The sequence below is a fragment of the Geminicoccus roseus DSM 18922 genome (assembly GCF_000427665.1).
GTDB lineage: Bacteria > Pseudomonadota > Alphaproteobacteria > Geminicoccales > Geminicoccaceae > Geminicoccus > Geminicoccus roseus.
Genome location: NZ_KE386572.1, coordinates 4,490,342 through 4,510,993, shown reverse-complemented (window position 1 = coordinate 4,510,993; position 20,652 = coordinate 4,490,342). Strand labels below are relative to the sequence as shown.

Genomic DNA, 20,652 nt, shown 5'->3' with positions numbered 1-20,652 from the left:
GCGCGGACCGGCCACCGCGGCGCCCTCGCCCCGCGGTGGCTTTCCGGATTCAGGTGGTGCGGACGATCAGGTCCAGCCCGTCCTGGTAGTAGAGGGTCAGGCCGTTGGCGAAGCTGACGTAGCGGAACCCGGTCACGTCGTCGCCCGAAGCGGTGATGTGCGGGCTGGCTTGTCCCTCGCCGACGACCGGGGCCTCGGCGACCAGCCCGAGCGCCCGCATGCCGCTGTCGTTGTAGAGCACGACCTCCCCGCCGGCATCCTGGACTAGGTCGCTCAGCGCCAGTTCCACCACCGGGCCGGCATCCGCCGCCTCGCCCGGGCCGCCACCCGCCAACTCGAGAGGACCCAGGTCCAGTTCCGCCGGAAGCCACTTGATCGCCGCGTCGCTCATCGTCTGACGTCCTGTCCAACCATCGTCTCGACCCCCAGTCCGACAACGGGTTGTCCGTCGCTGGTTGGCCTTCCTGCCTGTTGTTGCACTGATATGGTTAACAAATCGTTGCGACAAGCCGAACTGCCGGCGGATTTTCCAGAACCGCCAGCTACCGTCGATCCGCCATACGAGAATATGATCAGGGCTGGTTCGGGCGCCGACGGACCCCCGGCGGCAGGCGCCGGAACCGCAGCCGCCCCGGGTCGGCGGTATTAACCCCCGGCGCCTCGACCACCAGGACATCGGCGGCCATGGGCTCGAAATCGGCGCGGAAATGTACCGAGCTCTTGAGGCCCAGGATGCGCTGCCGGGCGGGCTCCACCCCCAGATGCCGGAAGATCGCGGCGTCGGCGGCCTGCACGCGGCGGGTCGCGACGATCACTCCCGGCCCGTCGGGTCGCCCGGCCCGCAGCAGCGCCATCGGCCCCAGATCCATCCGGCTGCCCCGGTACATCGGGCCGGTGGCGGTGAACCGGCCCGGGGCAAGGCGCTGGACGTACCAGTCACCCCGCAACGGGGCGACACCATCGGGCCCATGCCGACCGCCCAGTTCCAGGCCACGCAGCCAGCCGCCGGCTCCGAGCGCATGTGCCGCCGCCGCGGCGGCCGCGTCCGTCAGGATCGCCAGGACCGTGTCCGGCACGCCGGCGTCGATCAGCGCCGCGAGAAGCCCGGTGGTGTCCGAGGTGCCGCCACCGCCCGGGTTGTCCTGGGTATCGGCCAGCAGGACCGGCCGTCCCTTCCAGGGCCTAGCCAGGGCCTCGGCCACCGCCTGCGCCGGCGTCCACAGCCGGCCGGCAAAGGCCGGCTCCGCGGCGCGGAACGCGGCGGCCAGCTCGTCGGCTGCCGCCTCGACCCTTGCGGCATCCGGCCCATAGGCCAGCACCGACGGTGCTCCGCAGGAGGTGTCGGCCGGCGGAAAGCCCATCGCGACCGAGACCGTCCCGTCGATCCGGAGCGCCAGCTCGTCCGCCAGGCGGTAGAGCCCGCGCGCCGGCTCGATCATGGTGCACTGCCAGGGCAGCCCCACCAGGAAGTCGAGCTTGCGGTGGGCCTTGGCCTGAGGCTCCCCTTCGATCAGCCGCTCCAGGAGCGGCAGGCAGCGCGCTCCGGTCTCGGCGATGTCGACATGGGGATAGGTGCGGTAGGCGACCAGCCCGTCGGCATGGCGGACCATGGCCTCGGACACGTCGGCATGCAGGTCGAGCGCGCACACGAGCGGCGTGGCCGGAAGGACCCGCCGGATCCGCGCCAGCAGCTCGCCCTCGCCGTCGTCCAGCTCCTCCGTGATCATCGCACCGTGCAGGTCGAGGAAGATCCCGTCCAGCGGACCCGCCGCGGCCAGATCCTCCAGCATCTGGCCGGCCAGACGCTCGAACGCGTCGGTGGTGACCGGTCCGGACGGGCAGGCATTCGCCCAGACCAGCGGCACCAGCTCGTGGCCGCGCGCCCGGGCGGCGTCCACAAACCCGGTGATCGCGAGGTTGATCCCGGCAATCCCGGCGAACATCGCGCTTCCGCGCTGCCGGCCGGGCCAGCCGTCGGCCTGCTCGAAGGCGGCCCAGTCGGCCGCATGCGGCGCGAAGCTGTTGGTTTCGTGGTGCAGCCCGCCGACCGCGATCCGCGCCATCGCGGGATCCTTCCTCAGTAGCCGACCCGGCGCTTCATCCAGGCCGGATGGGCGAAGGCGGCCGCATGCATCTCGGGGGTGTAGTAGCGCAGGTCGGCGGGCACCCCCCGCTTCTCCAGGTCCGCGGCGCCGACCCGGCGAAGGGCCGGATCGTCCGAGGCCCACCCCAGCGCCATGCTGCCGCCGACATAGGTGGGGACCGCGGCGAAATAATAGGTCACATCAGCGAAGCCGGCGCCCCGCTGGCGCGCCTGCGTGAACTCCAGCTCGTCGGGATGGATCGCGGGATTGCCGCACTGGGTGACCAAAACGCCACCCTGCTTCAGCATCCGCCGGCAGTCCCGGTAGAATTCCTCGGTGAACAGGACCGCCCCAGGGCCATGCGGATCGGTGGAATCGACGATGACCACGTCGTAGCGGTCGGCGGTCTCCGCCGCATATTTCGCGCCGTCGGCAATCACCACCCGGGCCTTCTCATGCTCGAAGGCCCCATCCGACAGGGTCGGCAGGAACTTTTTGCAGAACTCGATGACGCCGCCGTCGATCTCGACCTGGGTGACCCGCCGGACGCCCGGATGCTTGAGCGCCTCCCGCAGGCATCCCCCGTCGCCGCCTCCGATGATCAGCACCTCCTCGGCCTGCCCGTGCGCCAGGATCGGGGTATGCACCAGCATCTCGTGGTAGACGAACTCGTCGCCCGTGGTGGTCTGCACCACGCCGTCCAGGGCCAGCACCCTGCCCCACGCGTCGCTTTCGAAGACGATCAGGTCCTGGTGCTCGGTCTGGTCGTGATAGAGCACCTCCTTCACCTTGATCTTCTGCGCCCAGCTTGGCCAGAGCGTCTCGGTGAACCAGTCCATCGTCGAAGATCTCCTGCAGTCGCGAATGCGGGCCGGCGGAGATCTAGCAGAGGCCGGCCAGACCTGCCACGCCGATCCCGCCAGGAGCGACAGCCGAGGTTCGGTACAGCGGGATCGTTCTGCCTGCGGAACCATCCGACTCGAAAGCCGGTTCTAGCCGCGGAAGTCGGAACGGCCGGTCAAGCAACCGGCCAAGATCGCCGGCCAAGGAGATCGATGATGAAAAAGCCCGTTATTGCTGCCGCCACGGCCCTGTTGCTGGCCTCCACGCTCGCTGCCTGCGGGAGGACCGAGACCACCTCACCGGCCACGCCGACGGCGGTGCAGTCACCGGCCAACCTGCCGCCGATCACCCTGTCGCCCGAGGTCAACGAGCTGATCGACGGCGCGACCGTTCCGGCCGATGCCTTCCTGCAGATGGCCGGCGTCGGCAACATGTTCGAGATCCAGGCCGGCACGATCGCATCGGAGAAGTCCAACAACCCGGACGTGCGCGCCTACGGTCGCGAAATGGTCGAGGACCACGGCATGATGGGGCTGGAGCTGAACAGCAAGGCCAGCATCGCCGGCAGCACCTACACGGTTCCCGTAACGCTGGACGCCAAGCATCAGGCGATGATCGACCAGCTGGAGGCAGCCTCCGCGGAGGAGTTCGACCAGCTCTACATCGAGATGATGCGGCAGTCCCACAAGGACACCTACGAGCTGCTCAACGCCATGGCTGATCGCGGCTCGCTCGCGAACTTCAACGAGTTCGCCGAAGACAACAAGGAGATGGTCCTCGAGCATCTCAACGAGGCGAACGACCTCGCCGGCCAGCTGATGTCCGAGAACATGGGCGACAACGCCACCATGTGATGTCCGCGCTGCGCTCCCGGGCCCTGCCCGGGAGCGCAGGCTCCTGCGCCGTCAGATGTCGGCGTAGACATGCACCTCGGCGGCGCCGCCCGGATGGGTGACGGCGCCCTTCTCGGCCGAACCCACCGTCTGGGCATACTTCCAGAGCGTACCCGCCGCATAGTAGGTCGGTCGCGGCTTCCACTCCGCGCGGCGCTTGGCCAGTTCCTCCTCCGACAGCTCGACATCCATCGTGCCCTTCTCGGCATCGATCGCGATGATGTCGCCGTTTCTCAACAGGCCGATCGGCCCGCCGACCTGCGCTTCCGGACCGACATGGCCAATGCAGAAGCCGCGGGTGGCACCCGAAAAGCGCCCGTCGGTGATCAGCGCCACGGCATCTCCCTTGCCCTGGCCGTACAGCGCCGAGGTCACCCCCAGCATCTCGCGCATGCCAGGACCGCCCTTGGGGCCCTCGTAGCGGATCACCAGGACCTCGCCATCCTCGTACTTGCGCTCCTGGACCGCCTGCATGGCGTCCTCCTCGCAGTCGAAGCAGCGGGCCGGACCACGGAACTTCAGGCTGGGCAGGCCGGCGATCTTCACGATGGCGCCCTCCGGGGCCAGCGTGCCCTTCAGGCCGACCACGCCGCCGACCTCGGTGATCGGGTTGGTGGTGGCGCGCACGATCGTCTGGTCGGGCCGCCAGGGGAAGCTCTCCAGGTTCTGCGCGATGGTCCTGCCGGTGACGGTGATGCAGTCGCCATGCAGGAACCCGCCATCCAGCAGCGCCCGCATGATCAGCGGCACCCCGCCGACATCGGCCAGGTCCTTCATCACGTACTGCCCGGCGGGCTTCAGGTCGGCGATGTAGGGGGTCGAGCGGAAGATCTCGGCGACGTCGTGCAGGTCGAACTTGATGCCGGCCTCGTGCGCCAGGGCCGGCAGATGGAGGGCGCCGTTGGTCGAGCCGCCAGAGCAGGCGACGACCCGGGCGGCGTTCTCCAGGGCCTTCAGGGTGACGATGTCCCGGGGCCGGGTCCGGTTGGCCAGCAGCTCCATGACCGCCTCGCCGGACTGTTCCGCCCAGGCGTCGCGGGCCTCGTAGGGTGCCGGGGTGCCGGCCGAGCCGGGCAGCGCCAGGCCGATGGCCTCGGAAACGCAGGCCATGGTGTTGGCGGTGAACTGGCCGCCGCAGGAGCCGGCCGACGGGCAGGCGACCCGCTCCAGCTCGTCCAGGTCGGCATCCGACATGGCGCCCACCGCATGCTTGCCCACCGCCTCGAACACGTCCTGGACGGTCACGTCCCGGCCGCGGAACTTCCCCGGCAGGATCGAGCCGCCATACATGAACACGGCAGGGACGTTCAGGCGGACCATGGCCATCATCAGTCCGGGCAGCGACTTGTCGCAGCCGGCGAGCCCCACCAGCGCGTCATAGGCATGCCCGCGCACGGTCAGCTCGGTCGAATCCGCGATCACCTCGCGGGAGACCAGGGACGACTTCATCCCCTGGTGGCCCATGGCGATGCCGTCGGTGACGGTGATGGTGGTGAACTCGCGCGGCGTGCCGCCCGCCTTGACCACGCCACGCTTGACCGCCTGGGCCTGCCGGCCAAGGGCGATGTTGCAGGGTGCCGCCTCGTTCCAGGTCGTCACCACGCCAACGAACGGCTTCTTGATGTCGTCCGAGGTGAGGCCCATCGCGTAGTAGTAGGACCGGTGCGGGGCGCGCTGGGGCCCCGTGGTGGAGTAGCGCGAGGGCAGGTTGGTCTTGTCGAAGATCGTCACGCGCGCCACGTCGCCCAACTCCTCACTTGATGGCCCGGGGGCGGAGGTCATTGCCGTGCCACCCCATTATTGTGGAGCGAACCATAGTCATCGCCCGGTCGCGTGGCCAGCGAGACGATCAACCGCCCAGGCATGCCAAGCTGGGACAAGCTGCGGCTTGCCGCGCGAGACTGGCGATGCGACTTCAACGCCATGGATGCCGCCCACGCCCTGGCCCCGCGCCCGCCGATTTCCGTGCGCAAGATCGCGCAACGGGCCTTCACGCGCTTCCTGATCGATGACGGCCTGACCCACGCCGCCGCGATCGCGTTCGATTCGCTCTTCGCCCTGGTGCCGTTCCTGATCTTCCTCCTCACCCTGGCCGGCTGGGTGGGGCAGAGCGAGGCCGCCACGCAGTCGATCGACCTGGCGCTGACCCTCCTGCCGCCGGAGGTGGCCGGCTGGGTCAAGCCGCTGGTGAACGAGGTCCGGCGCGGGGCGCATCCCAGCATCCTGACCCTCTCCATGGTCGGGACCCTGTGGGTCGCTTCCAGTGCGGTCGAAGCGGTGCGCAACGCGCTGAACCGTATCTTCGATGCCACAGTGAGCGCCAAAGACTGGCCGATGCGCCGGCTGCAGGGGCTGCTGCTGACCTTCTTCGCCGGGTTCTGCGCGATCGCCCTGACCACCCTCACCCTGGTCCTGCCGATCGGCCTGCAACTGGCCGCCCAGCTCCTGCACGACCCGGAGATCACCATGATCGTCGGAAGTTGGTCCAGCCACCTGACCGGGGTCGCGATCCTGTTCGTGATCTCGATGACCCTGTTCCGGCTGCTACCCGGGCGGCGCATCCCGCTGACCCGGCTGGCGATCGGCGCGCTGTTCGTGGCGGTAGTCTGGAACGTGCTGGTCTTCGCCTTCTCGTACTACATGCGCAACGTCAGCAGCATGAGCGTCACCTATGGCAGCCTCGGAGGAGTGGTGGTGACGATGTTCTTCTTCTGGTTGTCCGCAGTGATCTTCCTGCTTGGCGCGGAGCTGGCGGCGGCCGTCGATCGCGCCAGCACGCCCAGCCCTCTTTCGGCGCCGCTGGCTCACGGTTAAGAACCGCTCCACACAGCGCCGCTTTTCCATCGGAGATCTTTGCCTATGAGCGCGATCAAGCCCCCCTCCTCCGGGCCGTTGTTCGCCGGCAAGCGCGGGCTGGTCATGGGCATCGCCAACGACCGGTCACTGGCCTGGGGTATCGCCGAAGCGGTGGCCGCGCATGGGGCCGAACTCGCGGTGACCTACCAGGGCGAGGCGCTGAAGAAGCGGGTGGTGCCGCTGGCCGAGCGGCTGGGCGCGCCACTGGTGCTGCCGGCCGACGTCACCGATTCGGCATCCATGGATGCGCTGTTCGAGGAGATCGGCGCCAAGTGGGGCAAGCTGGACTTCGTGGTGCACGCGATCGCCTACTCCGACAAGGAGGAGCTGAAGGGCCGCTACGTCGACACCAGCTACCAGAACTTCCAGAACAGCATGAACGTCTCGGTGTTCAGCTTCACGGACCTCGCCCGCCGCGCCATGAAGCTGATGCCGGACGGCGGGTCGATGCTGACCCTGACCTATCTCGGCGCCGAGCGGGTGGTCCCGCACTACAACGTCATGGGCGTCGCCAAGGCGGCCCTGGAAGCGTCGGTGCGTTTCCTGGCCGTGGACCTGGGCGGCCAGAAGATCCGCGTGAACGCCATCTCGGCCGGGCCGGTGAAGACGCTGGCCGCGTCCGGGATCGGCGACTTCCGCTACATCCTCAAGTGGAACGAGTACAACGCGCCCCTCAAGCGCAACACGACGATCGAGGATGTCGGCGGTGCTGCCGTCTACCTGCTCTCCGACCTTGCCGCCGGCACCACCGGCGAGATCGTGCATGTCGACAGCGGCTACCACGTGGTCGGCATGAAGGCGGCGGACGCACCGGACATCTCGGTCGTCTGATCCCGCCCGTCTCTTGGGTGGCGGTGCGAACACACCGCTAGTCCGCTCGTTCCTTTCCCATGCTGGACAGTCGACGCACGCCACAAGCGCATCCATCTTATCGTTCTGCTCTTCTGGCAGGGAGGAACGAGAACGATGGACAAGCGAACCTGGTACATCATCATCGCGGTGATTGTCGTCATTCTGCTCGCCTGGATCTTCTGGCCTACCACCGCGACCACGCCAGGAACGGTCGAGACGCCGCCCGCGGCAACCGACACGCCCTGAGCTGACCTCAGCCCGGAACAGGCTCGGCCGGCGGCACCAGCCCGCCCATTCCTGTTCCGGGCACCTTCAAGCAGCCTCTTGACCCGCCGGCACCGTTTCGCGCACCTGCCGCCTCCACGGGCACGCGCAGGGTCGAGGATCGATGGCAGGCAGCAGCTTCGGCGAGCTTTTCCGGTTCACCACCTGGGGCGAGAGCCACGGCCCGGCGATCGGCTGCGTCGTCGACGGCGTGCCATCGCGGCTTTCCTTGAGCGAAGCCGACATCCAGATCTGGCTCGACAAGCGCAAGCCGGGCCAGTCCAAGTTCACCACCCAGCGCCAGGAGCCGGACAGCGTCGAGATCCTCTCGGGCGTCTTCGAGGGCATGACCACCGGCACGCCGGTCCAGCTGATGATCCGCAACCAGGACCAGCGATCCAAGGACTACGGCGACATCAAGGACAAGTACCGGCCGGGCCACGCCGACTATACCTACGACATGAAATACGGCATCCGCGACCATCGCGGCGGCGGGCGCTCGTCCGCGCGCGAGACCGCGAGCCGGGTCGCCGCAGGGGCGATCGCCCGCAAGGTGCTGGGCGACGGAGTGCGGATCCGCGGCTACATGGTGCAGATGGGCAAGGACCGGATCGACCGGGCCCGGTTCGAGGACGCGGAAATCGACCGCAACCCGTTCTTCTGCCCGGATGCCGCCACCGCCGCGCGCTGGGAGGACCTGCTGGGCCAGGTGCGCAAGGCCGGCTCCTCCGTGGGCGCCGTCATCGAGGTGGTGGCGAGCGGGGTTCCGGCCGGCCTGGGCGAGCCGATCTACGACAAGCTGGATGCCGACCTCGCCAAGGCGATGATGAGCATCAACGCGGTCAAGGCGGTGGAGATCGGTGCTGGCCTGGAAGCAGCCGGCTTCTCCGGCGAGGAGAACGCCGACGAGATGCGGATGGGCAACGACGGACCGCGCTTCTCCGCCAACCATGCCGGCGGGATCCTGGGTGGGATCTCGACCGGCCAGGACGTGATCGTGCGCTTCGCGGTCAAGCCGACCTCCTCGATCCTGACGCCGCGCCGGACCATCGACCGGAGCGGGGCGGAGACGGAAATCCTGACCAAGGGGCGCCATGACCCCTGTGTCGGGATCCGGGCGGTGCCGGTCGGCGAGGCGATGATGGCGGTGGTCCTGGCGGACCACCTGCTGCGCCATCGCGGGATCTACGGCTTTCGGGGAGCCGGAGCATGACACTGCCGGACCTGATCTGCGATCCTGCCGAGGTCGATCGCCTCTACGATGCCGGGAAGGCGGTGGCGGACAGCGCCCGGCACACCGCCGGCTGGACCAGCGACAGTGCCGATGCGCGGGCGCGGCTGCGGCACCTGGCCGACCTGCCCTACGGGCCGACGGCGGAAGAGTATCTCGACGTGTTCCCCGGCCCCGCCGGCGGGCCGGTGCATGTCTTCATCCATGGCGGGTACTGGCGGCGCTTTTCAGCCAAGGACTTCTCGTTCGTGGCCGGGCCGCTGGTCGAGCAGGGGCACACGGTGGTGGTCCCGAACTACGCGCTGTGCCCCCAGGTAGGCATCGCCGAGATTGTCCGGCAGATGCGCGCCGCCCTGCGCTGGGTGGTGCTGAACGAGGCGGTCCATGGCGGCGATCCCCGGCGGCTGACCATCTCCGGTCATTCCGCCGGCGGCCATCTGGTCGCCATGATGCTGGCGACCGACTGGAGCCGTTGGCGGGACATGCCCAGCCGGCCGGTCCAGGCGGCGGTGGCGCTCAGCGGGATCTACGACCTGGCGCCCTTGGCATGGAGCTGGCTCCAGCCGGTCCTGCAGCTGGACCATCACCAGGTCCAGCAGCTCAGTCCGGCGCGCCAGGTCCGGCCAGGCCAGCCTCCCCTGGTGCTGGCGGCGGGCGGCGAGGAAAGCCAGGCCTTCCACGCGCAGGCGAGCCGCTACGCCGCCGCATCCGGCGCACTCGGCAACCGGGTCGAGCAGCTGAGCTGCCCGGGCCGCGACCATTTCACGATCCTGGCCGAGCTGCCTGGCCTCGCGGAGCGCATCAGCCCCCGGTGACGCTCATGTGCCGGGAGACCGACGGCACCTTGCGGCGGCGGTCGATGATGAAGTCGTGGCCCTTGGGCTTGCGGGCGATGCCGTCGCGGATCGCCTGCTCCAGGGCGATATTGCCTTCCGACGAGCGCAGCGGCGTGCGCAGGTCGACGGCGTCCTCCTGGCCCAGGCACATGTACATGGTGCCGGTGCAGGTGACCCGGACCCGGTTGCAGCTCTCGCAGAAATTATGGGTCATCGGCGTGATGAAGCCGATCCGGCCACCAGTCTCCGCGACCTGGACATAGCGGGCCGGCCCGCCGGTCTTGTAGTCGAGGTCGGAAAGCGTCCAGCGCTTCTCCAGGCGGGCGCGCACCAGGGAGAGCGGCAGGTACTGCTCGGTGCGGTCGCCGTCGATGTCGCCGAGCGGCATGGTCTCGATCAGGGTGAGGTCGAAGCCCTGCCCGCCGCACCAGGCGACCATGTCGTCGATCTCGTCCTCGTTGACGCCCTTGAGCGCCACCGCGTTGATCTTGATGGCGAGGCCCGCCTCCTTGGCCGCCTGGATCCCGGCCATGACCTTGTCGTACTTGCCCCAGCGGGTGATCGCCAGGAACTTGGCCGGGTCCATCGTGTCCAGCGAGACATTGATGCGCCGCACCCCTGCCCGCGCCAGCCCCTCGGCATGCCGGGCGAGCTGACTGCCGTTGGTGGTGACGGTCAGCTCGTCGAGGTCGCCGGTCTTCAGGTGACGGCCCAGGCTCTCGATCAGCAGCATCACGTCGCGCCGGACCAGGGGCTCCCCGCCGGTCAGGCGCAGCTTGCGGACCCCCATGGCCACCAGCGTGCTGCACAGGCGGTCGAGTTCCTCAAGCGTCAGCAGTTCCGCCTTGGGCAGGAACGTCATGTTCTCCGCCATGCAGTAGACGCAGCGGAAATCACATCGGTCGGTGACCGAGACTCGCACGTAGGAGATCTTCCGCGCAAACGGGTCGATCAGCATCGCATGTCCAGCAACGGGCCCAAAGAGCGGGCGGTACCTCGGCACGAACCGGCGCCCCGCTGGTAAGCGGCGCTGCGCCTGTCTATGCTTCCTCCAGCGAACTTAGGCATTCGGCGGCGGGAAGTGAACCGCCCTGGCCGCCGAACGCGACGCAATCATCCAAGGCCCCCGTCCGGCACGGGGACAAGAATCGTGCGATCGGCGCCCCGGGAGGGCCGGACCTGAAGATGGCCAGACCAGCCCTGCCGAAGATGGCGCTTCTCGCGGCGGCGACGCCCGAGGCCCAGGCCGCCATGGAGATCCTGGCGCGCCGGTGGCCGACCGTCGACCCGGACGAGGCCGAGCTGGTGATCGCGCTTGGCGGCGACGGCTTCATGCTGGAAACCCTGCACGGGCAGATGCCGCGGGGCCTGCCGATCTATGGCATGAACCTCGGCACCGTGGGCTTCCTGCTCAACGAGTTCGGAATCGACGACCTGCCGGACCGTCTGGCCCGCGCCCACGAGGTGTCGCTGCATCCCTTGCGGATGGAAGCGACCGGCACCGACGGCACCCAGGTGTCCGGCATCGCGATCAACGAGGTATCGATTTACCGCGAGACCCGGCAGGCGGCGCGCCTGGCCATCGAGATCGACGGGGTCGCCCGCCTGCCGGAACTGGTCTGCGACGGCGTCCTGGTTGCGACCCCTGCCGGCAGCACCGCCTACAACCTCTCCGCCCACGGGCCGATCATGCCGCTCGGCGCCAACCTCCTGGCGCTGACCCCGATCAGCCCGTTCCGTCCGCGCCGGTGGCGCGGGGCGCTCCTGCCCAACGGGGCGAGGTTCAGCATCCGCGTGCTGGATCCGGTGAAGCGGCCGGTGAGCGCGGTGTCCGACTATACCGAGGTACGCGACGTCGCCCGCGTCGAGATCTGGGAGGACCGCAGCATCAACCTGAAGCTGCTGTTCGACCCGGAGCACCACCTGGAGGAGCGGATCCTCAAGGAGCAGTTCGTCCCCTGACGTCCGGCGGCACCGCACCGAGGCGCGGGCGAGAAATCCACAGTTCGTCCAGGTTGCGGAGCATGCACCGGATGCCCGCACGGCGAGTTGCGGCGAGCCGATTGCTTCCGGCCACAGCTCGTGTATGAGCCGCGCGCTCCGCCCATCCGAAAGGTGCCGCGCTTGGCCCAATCTCCGGCCGTTTCGACCGCCGACCCCAAGGATCCGGGCGCGGGCAAGCTGCGCGCAGGCACGGTGCTGGCAGCACTCGGCGTCGTGTTCGGCGACATCGGCACAAGCCCGCTCTACACGATGCGCGAAGCCTTCGGCCATGCCGGCGGCCTTGTCCTGGACGAGCCGCATGTCCTGGGCGTGCTCTCGCTGGTGTTCTGGTCCCTCACCCTGATCGTGGCGATCAAGTACGTCGTCCTGATCATGCGCGCCGACAACAAGGGCGAAGGCGGGGTGCTGGCCCTGGCCGCCCTGGCCCTGGGCAGCGGCGGAGCCCGGGGCGACGCCCGCAAGTTCGTGGTGCTGACCCTGGCGATGATCGGGGTCGGACTGTTCTACGGCGACGCGATCATCACCCCGGCGATCTCGGTGCTGTCTGCCGTCGAGGGCCTGCAGACGCTGGATGCGCGGCTAGAGGCCTACGTGGTGCCGATCGCGGTCGCCATCCTGCTCGCGCTGTTCATGATCCAGCGGCAGGGCACGGCCATGGTCGGCCGGCTGTTCGGGCCGATCATGCTGGTCTGGTTCTCGGTGCTGGTGGTCCTGGGGCTGGTGCAGATCGTCCAGCACCCCTCGGTGCTGCGCGCGGTCGACCCGACCTGGGCGATCCACTTCCTCCACGAGGAGGGGCTGCACGCCTTCGTCGCCATGGGTGCCGTCGTCCTGTGCGTCACCGGGGCGGAGGCGCTCTATGCCGACATGGGCCATTTCGGCCGCGGCGCGATCCGGATGTCCTGGTTCGGCGCGGTGATGCCCGCCCTGGTGATCAACTATTTCGGCCAGGGCGCCCTGATCCTGAACCAGCCCGAGGCGATCGTCTCGCCCTTCTACCACATGGTCCCGGACTGGGGCCTGGTGCCGCTGATCCTGCTGGCGACGCTGGCCACCATCGTGGCGAGCCAGGCGGTGATCTCCGGCGTGTTCTCCCTGACCTCGCAGGCGGTGCGCCTGGGCTACCTGCCCCGCATGGCGATGCGCCACACCTCCGAGCACGAGATCGGCCAGGTCTACATCCCCCGGATCAACTGGCTGCTCGCCGTGGGTGTCCTGGCGCTGGTCCTGGCGTTCGAGAACTCCTCGGGCCTGGCCGCGGCCTATGGGATCGCGGTGACCAGCGCCATGGGCATCGACGCGATCCTGGCAGGCCTAGTCGCGATCTGGCTGTGGCGCTGGAGCCGGCTGACCTCGGTCCTGGTGTTCGGCAGCCTGCTCTGCCTCGACGCCGCCTACATCATCGCCAACAGCCTGAAGATCCCCGCCGGCGGCTGGATGCCGCTCCTGCTGGCGGCGGTCGTGTACCTGATGCTGCGGACCTGGGTACGGGGCCGGCGTGTCCTGGCGACGCTGCGCACCGCCCATGCGATGAGCATCGACCTGTTCATCCGCTCGGTCACCAGCAGTTCCCGCTGCCAGCGGGTGGCGGGCACGGCGGTCGTGCTCTGCAGCGACCTGACCGTGGTGCCGAACACCCTGCTGCACAACCTCAAGCACAACCATGTGCTCCACGAGCAGGTCGTGCTGCTGACCGTGCGCACCGACGACGTGCCGCGCGTGCCGCTGCACCAGGGCGTGGAGGCGCGGAAGCTGAGCGACGGCTTCTGGACGGTGGTGGTGCGGTTCGGCTTCATGGACCGGCCGGACATCCCGGCGGCGCTGCGCGTCGCGGCCCAGGCCGGCCTGACGGTCGATCCGTCCAGGGCCTCGTACTTCCTGGGCCGCGAGACGCTGGTCCCGTCGACCCGCGACTATCTGGGGCCGTTCGAGGAACGGCTGTTCATCAGCATGTCGGCCACGGCCACCGATCCCACCGCCTATTTCGAGCTCCCGCCGGACCGGGTGATCGAGGTGGGGACGCAGATCGAGGTCTGAGCGGCCGCCCGCAGCGCGCATGCGCCCCCTGGCGGAGTGCCGGCGGGCGGGCCACCATGGCGCCGTCGCCGCCATCAGGGAGGATGCCAGCCAGGATCTCCGTGGCGCGACCAGGCCTGGCACGATCATCCGCGCCGCCTGCCCATTTCCCACAGGAGATCAGGTCCGGTGAAGCTCGAAGGCATTTTCGCCGCCGCGGTGACCGCGGTGACCCAGGACGGCGCCGTGGACCGGCGCCGCACCCAGCAGCACGCCGAACGCCTTCTGGGCCAGGGATGCCATGGCGTGGCCCTGTTCGGCACCACCGGCGAGGCGGCGTCGTTCACCATCGCCGAGCGCAAGGCGATGCTCGGCCATCTGGTGCAGGCCGGCGTGGCTGCGGAGCGCGTGCTGCCCGGCATCGGGCTTTGCGCCCGCGACGACACGCTGGAACTGGCGCTGCATGCCCTGGACCTGGGCTGCCGGCACCTCCTGATGCTGCCGCCGTTCTTCTACAAGGGCGTCTCCGACGCCGGCGTCATCGCGGCCTACAGCGAGGTGCTGGAGCGCCTGCCGCCGGAAGCGGGAATCATCCTCTACCATTTCCCCAAGGTGTCGGCGGTCCCGATCACCCAGCCGGTGGTCCGAGCACTGCGCGAGCGGTTCGGGTCGATGGTGGTCGGGATCAAGGACAGCACCGCGGACCTCGAGCACACGCTCGGGATGATCGAGGCGTTCCCCGACCTCTCGGTGTTCCCGGGTGCTGACCATCACCTGCTGACCACGCTGCAGGCCGGCGGCGCCGGGTCGATCTCCGCCGCCGCCAACCTGAACGGCGCCGGCAGCCGCCGGGTCTTCGACCTGTTCCGCGCCGGCGATGGTGTCCAGGCCGAGGAGGCGCAGCTTTCGGTGACAGCGGTGCGGCGCGCCGTCGAGGGCGGACCGCTGATCCCGATCATCAAGGCGCTGCTCGCCCATCGCCTGGAGGATCCGGCCTGGCGCCGCGTCCGCCCGCCGCTCTGCGAGCTGGAGGACGACAGCGCGCTGGAGCCGGGCCTGGCGGCTCTGGCCAAGATCGGCAGAAACGTATAAAGATATCGTTATGCGCTTGTGGCGATGCTTCGTCGCGAACCGGTCAGCGCCGGTCGTACCGTGAGAAGTGTCGCCACGGGTGGCTTCGCTATAGATGCGATGAGCACTAGCCCTCATGGGACGGGACGATGAGCGACGGTGGCGACGAACTGGACCTTCGCGAGCTCGATGACGACGAGCTGGTCAAGCAGATCCAGGACGACCTCTATGACGGGCTCAGGGACGAGGTCGTCGAGGGCACCAATATCCTCCTGGAGCGCGGCTGGACGCCCTACAGGGTCCTGACCGAGGCGCTGGTCGGCGGGATGACCGTGGTCGGCATCGACTTCCGCGACGGCATCCTGTTCGTCCCGGAAGTACTGCTCGCCGCCAACGCCATGAAGGCGGGCATGGCGATCCTGCGCCCGCTCCTGGCTGAGACCGGCGCGCCCAGCGTCGGCAAGATGGTGGTCGCCACGGTCAAGGGCGACATCCACGACATCGGCAAGAACCTGGTCGGCATGATGATGGAAGGGGCCGGGTTCGAGGTGATCGACCTCGGGATCAACTGCGACGTCGACAAGTACATCGCGGCCCTGGACGAGCATAAGCCCGAGATCCTGGGAATGTCCGCGCTGCTCACCACCACCATGCCCTACATGAAGGTCGTGATCGACACGCTGATCGAGCGTGGCCGCCGCGACGATTTCATCGTGCTGGTCGGTGGCGCGCCGTTGAACGAGGCGTTCGCCAAGGCGATCGGCGCGGACGCCTACTGCCGGGATGCCGCAGTCGCGGTCGAGACCGCCAAGGAGTTCATGGCACGCCGGCACAACCAGCGCGGGGCGGCGGCCTGAGCGGCGGAACAGGAGAGACTGCGGTCGTGAACCCGCCGCCCCGCACCCTGATCCTGGCCTGCGGGGCGCTCGCCCGCGAGATCTTGGCGCTGATCGAGGCCAACGGGCTGGAGCATGTCCGGCTGCACTGCCTGCCGGCGCAGCTGCACAACCGGCCGCAGCAGATCCCGGGCGCGGTCCGCGAGGCAATCCACCGGCACCGGCCGCATCACGACCGGATCCTGGTGGCCTATGGCGACTGCGGCACCGGCGGCGAGCTCGACCGGGTGCTGGCCGAGGAAGGCGTGGCGCGGATCGAGGGGGTGCACTGCTATGCCTTCTTCGCCGGGTTCGACCGCTTCGCGGCGCTGGCCGAGCAGGAGGTCGGCACGTTCTGGCTGACCGACTTCCTGGCCCGGCAGTTCGACACCCTGGTCTGGCAGGGCCTGGGACTGGACCGCCACCCGGAGCTGCTCGAGCTCTATTTCGGCAACTACCGCCGCGTCGTGTACTTGGCCCAGACGGACGATCCCGCCTGCCTGGATCGGGCGCGGGCGGCCGCAGACAAACTCGGCCTTCAGTTCCAGCACGTGCCGGTCGGCTACGGGATGCTCGAGGACTTCGTGAAGGCCGCCGCAGACGGAGACGCAGATGGCGGATCGTATCGTGGTCTTCTGGCGGGACATCCCGGCCCAGGTGATCGTGAAGCAGGGGCGCAAGACCGCCAAGCGGGAGCTGCCGGCCCGCTTCTCCGAGGCGATCGACATGGCGGCCATGCGCGCCAAGATGACGGGTACCGACGCCTATCTGGAACAGTGGCGCCGGGCCGACCCGGTCGCCTGCGGCGACGATCTGGAGGCGGAAGCGCAGCGCGCGCATGACGAGCTGGATGCCGCCTATCCCCAGGAGCGGGTGCGCGAGCTCGTGAGAAATCTTGGCAGCGAGACCGGATCCGCCTGATCCCGCGAAAGCCTCCTGCAGCCCATCGACTATCGGACCAGAAGATGACCACCCGCACCATCGTGTCCTCCAAGACCAAGACCGTGATCATCGGCTTCGACCAGCCGTTCTGCGTGATCGGCGAGCGGATCAATCCCACCGGGCGCAAGAAGCTGGCCGCCGAGATGGCGGCCGGCGACTTCTCCACCGTGGAGCGCGATACGCTGGCCCAGGTCGCCGCCGGCGCGCACATGCTCGACGTCAATGCCGGCATCCCGCTGGCCGACGAGCCGGCGATCCTGGCCGACACGATCCGGCTGGTGCAGTCGCTCACCGACCTGCCCCTCTCGATCGACAGCTCGATCGTGGCGGCCCTGGAGTCCGGCCTCGCCGCCTATGAGGGCCGGCCGCTGCTCAACTCGGTCACCGGCGAGGAGGAGCGCCTGGAAGCGGTGCTGCCGCTGGTGAAGAAGTATGACTGCGCCGTGGTGGCGATCTCCAACGACGAGACCGGCATCTCCGAGGATCCGGACGTGCGCTTCGAGGTGGCGAAGAAGATCGTCCGCCACGCCGCCGACTACGGCATCAAGCCCCACGACATCGTGGTCGACCCGCTGGTCATGCCGATCGGGGCGCTGGGCAATGCCGGGACGGCTGCGTTCCGGCTGATCCGCCGGCTGCGCGAGGAGCTCAAGGTCAACACCACCTGCGGCGCCTCCAACGTCTCCTTCGGCCTGCCCAACCGGCACGGGCTGAACTCGATCTTCCTGGCCATGGCGGCTGGCGCCGGGATGACCTCGGCGATCATGAACCCGCTGCACGACCCGGAAATGCAGGGCATCATGGGTGCCGACGTGATGCTGGGCAACGACCCGCACTGCTCGAAGTGGCTCACCAAGTTCCGCGAACCCGCCTCCGAAGGCGGCCGGGGCGACCGCGCCGAGCGCCGCCGCCGTCGTTCCGCCGAGGCACCGGCCGCCGACGCAGCCGCGAGCGAGACCCTGCCGTCGTGAGCGAAGCCCTCGTCGTCTTCACGCCATCCGGCAAGCGTGGCCGCTTCCCGGTCGGCACCAAGCTGCTCGAAGCCGCCCGCCGGCTGGGCGTCGACATCGATTCGGTGTGCGGTGGCCGCGCCTTGTGCGGCCGCTGCCAGGTGAATGTCGGCGAGGGCTCGTTCGCCAAGCACGGGATCGATTCGTCGGCGGAGCGCCTGAGCGGATTCACCGCCACCGAGGAGCGGTACCGCTCCCGCAAGGGCCTGGCCGCCGGTCGCCGCCTGTCCTGCCAGACCCTGCTGGAAGGCGACGTCGTGATCGACGTGCCGCCCGAGAGCCAGGTCCACAAGCAGGTGGTGCGCAAGCGGGCCGAGGTCCGCGAGATCGCGATCGACCCGATGACCACCCTGCACTTCGTCGAGGTGCAGGAGCCGGACATGCATGATCCCCGGGGCGATCTCGAGCGGCTGCTGGAGGCCATGCGCACCCAGTGGCAGCTTGAAGGCCTGAGCGCCGATTTGCATGTGCTGCAGGGCCTGCAGAAGGCGCTGCGCAAAGGGGCATGGAAGGTCACCGCCGCGGTTCATGGCGGCAACCGGATCGTGGCGGTCTGGCCGGGCTTCACCGACCGGATCTACGGACTGGCCGTCGATATCGGCTCGACCACCATCGCCGCGCATCTGTGCGATCTGGCCAGCGGCGAGGTGGTGGCCTCTTCCGGCCTGATGAACCCGCAGATCCGCTTCGGCGAGGATCTGATGAGCCGGGTCTCCTACGTGATGATGAACCCGGGCGGCGAGGTCGAGATGACCGCCGCCGTGCGCGAGGCCCTGGCCTCCCTGGCCCGCGAGGTCGCCAAGGAGGCGGGGGTCGAGACCGACAAGATCATGGACGCGGTGTTCGTCGGCAACCCGGTGATGCATCACCTCCTGCTGGGAATCGACCCGACCGAACTTGGTGGCGCTCCGTTCGCCCTGGCGCTCGACAGCGCCCTGGACCTGCGCGCGGCCGAGCTTGGCCTGCAGGACGCGATGAACCGGGGGGCGAGCATCTACGTGCTGCCCTGCATCGCCGGCCATGTCGGCGCGGATGCGGCGGGTGTGGTCTTGTCGGAAACGCCCTACCTGCGCGACGAGGTCAGCCTGGTGGTCGATGTCGGCACCAACGCCGAGATCGTGCTGGGCAACAAGAACAAGCTCCTGGCCTGCTCCTCGCCCACCGGTCCGGCCTTCGAGGGCGCGCAGATCTCCGGCGGGCAGCGTGCAGCACCGGGCGCGATCGAGCGGGTGCGGATCGATCGGGAAACCCTGGAGCCACGCTTCAAGGTGATCGGCTGCGACCTGTGGTCGGACGAGGCAGGCTTTGCCGAGGCGATCGGCAGGACCGGCGTGACCGGGATCTGCGGCTCGGGCATCATCGAAGTGCTGGCCGAGATGTTCCTGGCCGGAATCGTCAGCAAAGACGGCGTGATCGACGGCGGGATGGCGGGGCGCACCGCACGTGTCCAGCCGGAAGGGCGCACCTTCTCCTACCTGCTGCATGACGGGGAGCCGTGCATCCGGATCACGCAGACCGATGTGCGCGCCATCCAGCTGGCCAAGGCCGCGCTTTATGCGGGCTCCAAGCTCCTGATGGAGCATTTCGGCGTGGAGCAGGTCGACCGCGTGATGCTGGCCGGCGCCTTCGGCAGCCATATCGACACGACCTACGCCATGGTGCTGGGCCTGATTCCCGACTGCGACCTGAACAAGGTGCAGGCGGCCGGCAACGCCGCTGGAACCGGGGCGCGGATCGCGCTCCTGAACCGCGCGGCGCGCAGGGAGATCGAGCAGGTCGTCGAGCGGATCGAGAAGATTGAGACGGCGATCGAGCCGAAGTTCCAGCAGCACTTCGTTGAGGCGATGGCGTTCCCGCACAAGACCGGCAGCTACGTCCACCTGACCAAGGCTGTCACCCTGCCCGAGCCCAAGGAACTGGCGGGCGAGGAAGGCGAGGGCCGCCGGCGACGGCGGCGCGGCTGACCAGGGCGATGGATCTCCCGGGCAAGCGGGCTCAGCTGTCCCGCTTCGCCTGGGCGTCCTTGACGAACTGGGAGACACGCCCGACCTCGCGCGGGTCGACCTGGACCGTGTCGCCTTCGTTCGGGATCGAGCGCATGCCGGCGTCGGCGGTGCGCCCGGGATCCGGATGATGGCGGGTCCGTCCGGCGCGCTTCATGGCCAGGGCGCGGCGCGCGATCCGGGCCTGACCGCCTGGCTTGCCTTCCTCGCCCAGCCTGCGGATCTCGTTGTTGATCCGGCGAAGGGCGTTGGCAAACACCTGCTTCTTGCGTGAGACGCCGGCTTCGCTCGGCGCAGGATTGGCGCCGCGCTGGTCGGACTTGCCCCGGTGCTCGCGGCGGCGCTGGCGCACGATGTCGCCGGCCTTGTCGCGGAACCCGCGGATCCGCTTGGCCGCCTCGATGAGTTGGCTGCGCCCGAGCTCGGTCACCTGCGGGTAGTGCGTCTGGACCACGAGCTCGAACTCGGATTCGGTCAGCAGACGCTTCTCGACGCCGATGCTGGTGGCCATGGATCGTGCTCCCGTGTTGGTCGATGCCACCGCCGCCGGGTCTCAGAGGTTCGACTTTGATCGGTGGCGTCTTGCGCGTTCGGCTTGCGCTGCTGGTCAGCGACGGCGCCTGTTCGCCCTGGCAGGCTTGGAATGAACCGGTGCCAGGGACAGCATAACGATGGCTGCAGTCGCCAGAGCGCCGACGGTTATCTGAAGCAGCATCTTGCAGTCGCTCCTGCGGATGTCTGGTCATGAGAACGCGGAAGGCCCATCGCAGGTTCCGCACCAGCCCTGTTACCGCATGGTGACCGCGGGCAGCTTGAACGTTCAGGTGGTTCCTTTCCGACCAACGCCGTAGTACCGCCCCGGCACAAGGCTT

Annotated in this window: 19 protein-coding genes and 1 pseudogene; 14 read left to right on the top strand and 6 right to left on the bottom strand. The window is 68.8% G+C overall.

Annotated features, from left to right (window positions below):
- Nucleotides 1–49 precede the first annotated feature (49 nt).
- The 3 genes from GEMRO_RS0122295 to speE all read right to left on the bottom strand — a co-directional run bounded on the left by GEMRO_RS0122295 (nt 50) and on the right by speE (nt 2,923).
- The gene (locus GEMRO_RS0122295) at nt 50–391 is read right to left on the bottom strand and encodes a hypothetical protein (RefSeq protein ID WP_027135779.1); all 342 of its coding nucleotides are present in this window, start codon (nt 389–391) and stop codon (nt 50–52) included.
- A gap of 181 nt (nt 392–572) precedes the next feature.
- Nucleotides 573–2,063, bottom strand: coding sequence for a M81 family metallopeptidase (locus GEMRO_RS0122290; RefSeq protein WP_027135778.1), 1,491 nt, complete (start codon nt 2,061–2,063; stop codon nt 573–575).
- A gap of 14 nt (nt 2,064–2,077) precedes the next feature.
- A complete protein-coding gene (gene speE, locus GEMRO_RS0122285; RefSeq protein ID WP_027135777.1) occupies nt 2,078–2,923 on the bottom strand; it encodes a polyamine aminopropyltransferase in 846 nt (281 codons plus the stop codon).
- A 219-nt stretch (nt 2,924–3,142) separates the two neighbouring features.
- Between speE and GEMRO_RS32980 the strand changes: the two genes are divergently transcribed.
- A complete protein-coding gene (locus GEMRO_RS32980) occupies nt 3,143–3,781 on the top strand; it encodes a DUF4142 domain-containing protein (RefSeq protein ID WP_169728434.1) in 639 nt (212 codons plus the stop codon).
- Between the two features lie 51 nt (nt 3,782–3,832).
- Here GEMRO_RS32980 and ilvD read toward each other — a convergent pair whose 3' ends face one another.
- Nucleotides 3,833–5,560, bottom strand: a complete 1,728-nt coding sequence (gene ilvD, locus GEMRO_RS0122275) for a dihydroxy-acid dehydratase (RefSeq protein ID WP_322100044.1) — start codon at nt 5,558–5,560, stop codon at nt 3,833–3,835.
- Nucleotides 5,561–5,683: 123 nt separating this feature from the next.
- Here ilvD and GEMRO_RS0122270 point away from each other — a divergent pair, with 123 nt between their 5' ends.
- The 5 genes from GEMRO_RS0122270 (at nt 5,684) to GEMRO_RS31215 (ending at nt 9,838) form a co-directional block, all read left to right on the top strand.
- Nucleotides 5,684–6,634, top strand: coding sequence for a YihY/virulence factor BrkB family protein (locus GEMRO_RS0122270; RefSeq protein WP_157505701.1), 951 nt, complete (start codon nt 5,684–5,686; stop codon nt 6,632–6,634).
- Between the two features lie 45 nt (nt 6,635–6,679).
- Complete coding sequence (fabI, locus tag GEMRO_RS0122265) at nt 6,680–7,507, top strand: enoyl-ACP reductase FabI (protein WP_035485827.1); 828 nt, start codon at nt 6,680–6,682, stop codon at nt 7,505–7,507.
- A gap of 135 nt (nt 7,508–7,642) precedes the next feature.
- Nucleotides 7,643–7,774, top strand: coding sequence for a hypothetical protein (locus GEMRO_RS35755; RefSeq protein ID WP_276202839.1), 132 nt, complete (start codon nt 7,643–7,645; stop codon nt 7,772–7,774).
- Nucleotides 7,775–7,916: 142 nt separating this feature from the next.
- Nucleotides 7,917–9,005, top strand: a complete 1,089-nt coding sequence (aroC, locus tag GEMRO_RS0122255) for a chorismate synthase (protein WP_027135773.1) — start codon at nt 7,917–7,919, stop codon at nt 9,003–9,005.
- A complete protein-coding gene (locus GEMRO_RS31215; protein ID WP_035485824.1) occupies nt 9,002–9,838 on the top strand; it encodes an alpha/beta hydrolase in 837 nt (278 codons plus the stop codon). Before aroC ends, GEMRO_RS31215 begins: the two co-directional genes overlap by 4 nt.
- Here GEMRO_RS31215 and moaA read toward each other — a convergent pair.
- Nucleotides 9,825–10,817, bottom strand: coding sequence for a GTP 3',8-cyclase MoaA (gene moaA, locus GEMRO_RS0122245; RefSeq protein ID WP_051329361.1), 993 nt, complete (start codon nt 10,815–10,817; stop codon nt 9,825–9,827). The two genes, GEMRO_RS31215 and moaA, sit on opposite strands and share 14 nt — an antisense overlap.
- A 227-nt stretch (nt 10,818–11,044) precedes the next feature.
- Here moaA and GEMRO_RS0122240 point away from each other — a divergent pair, with 227 nt between their 5' ends.
- The 8 genes and pseudogenes from GEMRO_RS0122240 to GEMRO_RS0122210 all read left to right on the top strand — a co-directional run bounded on the left by GEMRO_RS0122240 (nt 11,045) and on the right by GEMRO_RS0122210 (nt 19,741).
- Nucleotides 11,045–11,821, top strand: coding sequence for an NAD kinase (locus tag GEMRO_RS0122240; protein WP_084507379.1), 777 nt, complete (start codon nt 11,045–11,047; stop codon nt 11,819–11,821).
- Nucleotides 11,822–11,983: 162 nt separating this feature from the next.
- Nucleotides 11,984–13,900 (top strand): potassium transporter Kup, encoded by a 1,917-nt coding sequence (locus GEMRO_RS0122235; protein WP_084507376.1) that lies wholly within the window; start codon nt 11,984–11,986, stop codon nt 13,898–13,900.
- Between the two features lie 168 nt (nt 13,901–14,068).
- Nucleotides 14,069–14,971: a dihydrodipicolinate synthase family protein gene (locus tag GEMRO_RS0122230; RefSeq protein ID WP_051329360.1), complete on the top strand. Its 903-nt coding sequence runs from the start codon at nt 14,069–14,071 to the stop codon at nt 14,969–14,971.
- 128 nt (nt 14,972–15,099) lie between these two features.
- Complete coding sequence (locus GEMRO_RS0122225) at nt 15,100–15,807, top strand: corrinoid protein (protein ID WP_027135768.1); 708 nt, start codon at nt 15,100–15,102, stop codon at nt 15,805–15,807.
- Between the two features lie 26 nt (nt 15,808–15,833).
- Nucleotides 15,834–16,397: pseudogene (locus GEMRO_RS35495) on the top strand (DUF1638 domain-containing protein); the annotation flags it as partial.
- Between the two features lie 40 nt (nt 16,398–16,437).
- Nucleotides 16,438–16,746: a virulence factor gene (locus GEMRO_RS35490; RefSeq protein WP_084507371.1), complete on the top strand. Its 309-nt coding sequence runs from the start codon at nt 16,438–16,440 to the stop codon at nt 16,744–16,746.
- 44 nt (nt 16,747–16,790) lie between these two features.
- A complete protein-coding gene (locus tag GEMRO_RS31205; RefSeq protein ID WP_051329359.1) occupies nt 16,791–17,738 on the top strand; it encodes a methyltetrahydrofolate cobalamin methyltransferase in 948 nt (315 codons plus the stop codon).
- Nucleotides 17,735–19,741, top strand: coding sequence for an ASKHA domain-containing protein (locus GEMRO_RS0122210; RefSeq protein WP_027135767.1), 2,007 nt, complete (start codon nt 17,735–17,737; stop codon nt 19,739–19,741). Before GEMRO_RS31205 ends, GEMRO_RS0122210 begins: the two co-directional genes overlap by 4 nt.
- Nucleotides 19,742–19,772: 31 nt before the next feature.
- Here GEMRO_RS0122210 and GEMRO_RS0122205 read toward each other — a convergent pair whose 3' ends face one another.
- Entirely contained in the window at nt 19,773–20,291 is a 519-nt protein-coding gene (locus GEMRO_RS0122205; protein ID WP_027135766.1) for a hypothetical protein, read from the bottom strand.
- Nucleotides 20,292–20,652: the final 361 nt, after the last annotated feature.